Origin of the sequence: Kitasatospora sp. NPDC056783 (genome assembly GCF_042789895.1) — a bacterium.
Classification (GTDB): Bacteria; Actinomycetota; Actinomycetes; order Streptomycetales; family Streptomycetaceae; genus Kitasatospora.
The window spans coordinates 1-4110 of the sequence record NZ_JBHUAF010000552.1 but is presented as its reverse complement, the minus strand read 5'-3'; the positions used below and the strand labels follow the sequence as shown (position 1 = coordinate 4110).

Here is a 4110-nt window from a genome sequence, read left to right as displayed (position 1 = left end):
TGCAGGGGGGACCCTGTGGGAGAGTAGGACGCCGCCGAACAATTATTGTGAATGAACCCCCATCCGGTTTCCGGATGGGGGTTCTTCGCGTTTCCAGGGCCTGGTGACCTATTCGTCGGACTCCGACTCGGATTCGGAGTCGGCTTGTGGCCGTTGGGCCGGTGCTTGTCCCTGGGCCTGAGCCGGCGTCTGGCTCGGAGCAGCGGAAGCGGCCGGGGCGCCGGGAGCAGCCGAAGCAACCGAGGGGGCTGGAGTGGCCGGATCGGCCTGAGGCTCCGCGGTTCCCCAGGCCGGCCGGGTGAGCCACTTGTCCGCACTGTTGGTGAGGCGGGCGACGCCCGTACCGTCCGGCCGCATGCTGTAGAGGTCGGCGCCGGAGCCCGCGGGGGCCTGGGCGAAGACGATGGACTTGCCGTCGGGCGAGTAGGCGGCCGTGCCGTAGAAGGCGTCCGAGGGGGCGGGGGTGAGGGCGCCGATGGTGCTGCCGTCGGGGTGGACGGTGTAGATGCCGCCGCCGGCGGCGTTGTCGGGGCCGGCCGGGTAGGTGGTGAAGAGGATCTGGGTGCCGTCGGGTGACCAGTTCGCGCGATCGCCGGCGCGCAGCTCCCAGGGGGTGAGCTGGCGAAGCCCAGTGCCGTCCGCGCTGACGAGGTAGATGGCGCGGCTGTTGGCGGGCTGTCCGGTCGCGCTGGTGCGGTACTCGAAGGTCAGCTGCTTTCCGTCGGGAGACCAGCTGGGGTTGCTGACCGCGCCGGAGTAGGGCTTGTCGTTGGTGAGGAAGGTGAGCCGTTGGACGTCGCTGCCCGTGGGGCTCATCAGGTAGAGGTCCGAGTACTGGATCTGGTGGTTGCCGGACGGGTCCAGGGTTCCCCAGGAGCGGCTGAAGGCGATCTGCCTGCCGTCCGGTGAGAACGCGGGGGAGCGTTCGTCCTCGTTCGCGCAGTCGGTGGTGCCGCCGTCGCAGAGCCGGTCGACCTGGTGCTCGGTGCCGCCGCCAGTGGGTACGGTCCAGAGCCGGGCGCTGCCGGTCTGCGGGTCGGTGCGGTCGAAGGCGATGGTGGAGCCGTCGGGGGACCAGTCGGGGCGGTCGTCGCGGGCCCGGGCCGGCGGCTGGGTGACCTGGTGCTGGCCGGTGCCGTCGGGGAGGAGGGTGACGATCGCGCTGGTCGTGCGGGAGGGGTCGGTGTAGGCGCGGCTGACGATCAGACCGTTGTGCGCGGTGGCCGCGGGGGCTCCGGCGGCCGCGCCGACTACCCCGGGGGTGGCCGAGGCCGGATCGGGGGTGGTGGCGGGGCTGTCCGGCCGGATCTCCGAGAGGGGGATCTCCCCGGGTTCGGCCCCGCAGCCGGTGAGCAGGGTGCCGAGAAGGAGGAGGCCCGCACCGGCGCTCGCGCGGGTGCGGGCCCTGCCCTTGGGTGACTGCCGTGTGCCGGTGATCCGTGCCATCTCCGCCTCCGAGCCTTTCGACCGCTCCGACGTGTGGCCCCCGCCGAGGATTCAGGACGAAGGCCCCTGAAAGGAGCTGTCACTGTGTCAGAAGGCGAGCGCCGACGGCCGGGCGACACGCGACGCAGCGCGCTCACTCGATCGCACGGAGTAGGTGCGGAAAGCGGAGGAAGCAGGTATGGGGAGCCGGGGGGTCAGCCCCGGGCGGCGCGGCGCTCGGCCCTGGCGAGGGCCTCCGCCTCGTCCTCGGCCTCGGCGACCTCCAGGGTGGGGGCGGTGCCGCCGAGCTGGGCGGGCAGCCACCAGGTGTCGTCCGGTCCGGAGGGCTTGCCGGGGTACTCCCGCTGGGCCCGGTCGAGCATCTCGGTCATGGCGGCGCGCAGTCGCCGGGTGACCATCACGGGCTTGTCGCCCGGTCCGAGGTGAATCGGTTCGCCGATCATGATGGTGACCGGGACGTGCCGCTTGGTGAGGGACTTCGGGCGGCCCTTCGTCCAGAGCTGCTGGGTGCCCCAGAGCACGACGGGCAGCAGCGGGGTGCCGGAGTCGGCGGCCATCCGGGCGGCGCCGGTCTTGAACTTCTTCAGCATGAACGAGCGGCTGATGGTCGCCTCGGGGAACACCCCGACGACCTCGCCGGCCTTGAGGGCGCGCACGGCGGCCTCGTACGCGGGCTGGCCGTCGGTGCGGTCCACCGGGATGTGCTTCATGCCGCGCATCAGCGGGCCCGAGATCCGGTGCTTGAAGACGTCGTCCTTGGCCATGAAGCGGGTCTTGCGCTTGCCGCCGCGGTACGCGCCGAGGCCCGCGAAGAGGAAGTCCAGGTAGCTGATGTGATTGCTGACCAGCACCGCTCCCCCCCTGGCGGGGATGTGTTCGGCGCCGATGATCTTGATCCGCACGTCGAGCGCGCGGAAGGCGGTGAGTGCGGCGCCGATCACCGGTGGGTACACGAACTCTGCCACGGTCAGTCCTGACTTCCACGGGCCGGAGCCCGGTTCGGCGGGTACCCGCGCCGTTGCGCGGGCGGTGCCGACCGGAGCACGGCACTCCGCGGCGGTCACGGGTGATACACGGAGATGATCCCCCGAACGAGTGCCTGCTGTCACCTGAGGCGTGCGGTCAAGGGATTTTTGCCGGTGTGATCTCCGTGATGAGTTCGGATGGGAACTTTTCCGTTCCCCGCGACAACGGGTTCGGGGCCGGGCGGGTGGGTCGGGCGTGCGGGCCGGAGGGTCAGGTACCGGTGGTGAGGCGGCCCTGGGCGCGCCGGAGCACGGGGTAGAGCTCGCAGCCCACGCAGTAGCCGAACGCCGCGTTGACGAAGGCGGCGGTGAACGCGGTCAGGCCGGCCAGCAGGCCGAGCCAGATCACACCGCTGTAGTAGGCGAGGGCGCCGACCGCGGTGAACACCATGCAGATGCCCTGGTCGAAGCGGAGGGTTCGTTCGTCGGCGGTCTCCGAGGGCGGCGCGAGCCGGGGGAGGACGAGGGCCTGGAAGAGCCGGACGTAGGGGGCCAGGCGTAGGCCGCCGAACGCGCCGAGCGCGAAGACCAGTGCCTGGGTGGCCAACAGGGGGCGGCTGCCGGTGTGGAGGGCGAGGACCAGGAGGACCGAGCTGAGGGCGGCGGCCAGACGGGGGCCGCGGGGGTCGGTCTGCAAAGGGGGCTCCGGGGGTCGCGACGGGCGGCGGCAGCGGCGGGGCTTCAGCGCCTTCGGCGGACGGTGGCCCGGACCTGGCCTGTGGCTCGGCGGGAGGTCGGCGGCGGTGTCGGGTGCGGATCGGAGTCCATCGGCCGATCGTACGTGGCCGGGTCCCGGTGGTCGACCGGCTTTCGGCGTCGGCCGGCGCTGCCGCAGACTGGAGGGACGGCCGGGCCGGGGTGGTCGGGTCGGGAACGGCAGGAGGCTGAGGGTGAGCACCGAGGACGGGGCAGTGCGGCTGTCGGAGGCGGAACTGGGCGGGGCGCTCGGAGCGCGGGCGACGCTGGTGCAGTTCTCGACGGCTTTCTGCCAGCCGTGTCGGGCCACCCGGCGGGTGCTCTCCGAGGTGGCCGGGATGGTCGACGGGGTCGAGCACGTCGAGGTGGACGCCGAGGAGCGGCTGGAGCTGGTCCGCCGGCTGGAGGTCCGGCGGACGCCGACCGTCCTGGTGCTGGACGGGGACGGCCGGGTGGTGCGCCGGGCGGCGGGTCAGCCGCGCACGGTGGACGTGATCGCGGCGCTGGGCCACGCGATCTGAGGTGTCCGGCCGGACGCGTTCCACCGGTTGTTCCGTCCCTGTTCCGCCCCGCCGGGTGGAGTCGGCCCCCGGCTGGGGCAGGATGGGCACAGGCGGCGGGAGCAGCCGCCCGGCATAAGCTACTGGCCAGTAGTGACCACTGCGCTACCGGCGAGTATGCTGCCAGGAAGTTCCGGACCGGCACGGGAACCCGCTGCCCGGGGCGGGTGCGTGCCGTGTTCGCGCCCGCTCGCACCGCCGCAGCCGCCGGACGAGACCAGTACAGGAGACAAGGCCGTGAGCTTGAGGATCGTTGTCTGTGTGAAGTACGTGCCGGACGCGACGGGAGACCGTCGTTTCGCGGACGATCACACCACTGACCGGGAGGGTGTGGACGGCCTCCTGTCGGAGCTGGACGAGTACGGCGTGGAGCAGGCGCTGCG

The 4110-nt window shown here is 72.2% G+C and carries 4 protein-coding genes and 1 pseudogene; 2 read left to right on the top strand and 3 right to left on the bottom strand.

The window, feature by feature from the left end:
* Positions 1 to 108: 108 nt before the first annotated feature.
* From ACFRMQ_RS38915 to ACFRMQ_RS38905, 3 genes are all read right to left on the bottom strand, one after another.
* A complete protein-coding gene (locus tag ACFRMQ_RS38915) occupies positions 109 to 1446 on the bottom strand; it encodes a TolB family protein (protein WP_380735622.1) in 1338 nt (445 codons plus the stop codon).
* 194 nt (positions 1447 to 1640) lie between these two features.
* On the bottom strand, positions 1641 to 2411 hold the full coding sequence (locus ACFRMQ_RS38910; RefSeq protein WP_380735621.1) for a lysophospholipid acyltransferase family protein: 771 nt from the start codon (positions 2409 to 2411) through the stop codon (positions 1641 to 1643).
* A gap of 271 nt (positions 2412 to 2682) precedes the next feature.
* Entirely contained in the window at positions 2683 to 3108 is a 426-nt protein-coding gene (locus ACFRMQ_RS38905; protein ID WP_380735620.1) for a DUF4395 domain-containing protein, read from the bottom strand.
* Between the two features lie 247 nt (positions 3109 to 3355).
* Between ACFRMQ_RS38905 and ACFRMQ_RS38900 the strand changes: the two genes are divergently transcribed.
* Complete coding sequence (locus tag ACFRMQ_RS38900; RefSeq protein ID WP_380735623.1) at positions 3356 to 3688, top strand: thioredoxin family protein; 333 nt, start codon at positions 3356 to 3358, stop codon at positions 3686 to 3688.
* Between the two features lie 276 nt (positions 3689 to 3964).
* Positions 3965 to 4110: pseudogene (locus ACFRMQ_RS38895) on the top strand (electron transfer flavoprotein subunit beta); the annotation flags it as partial.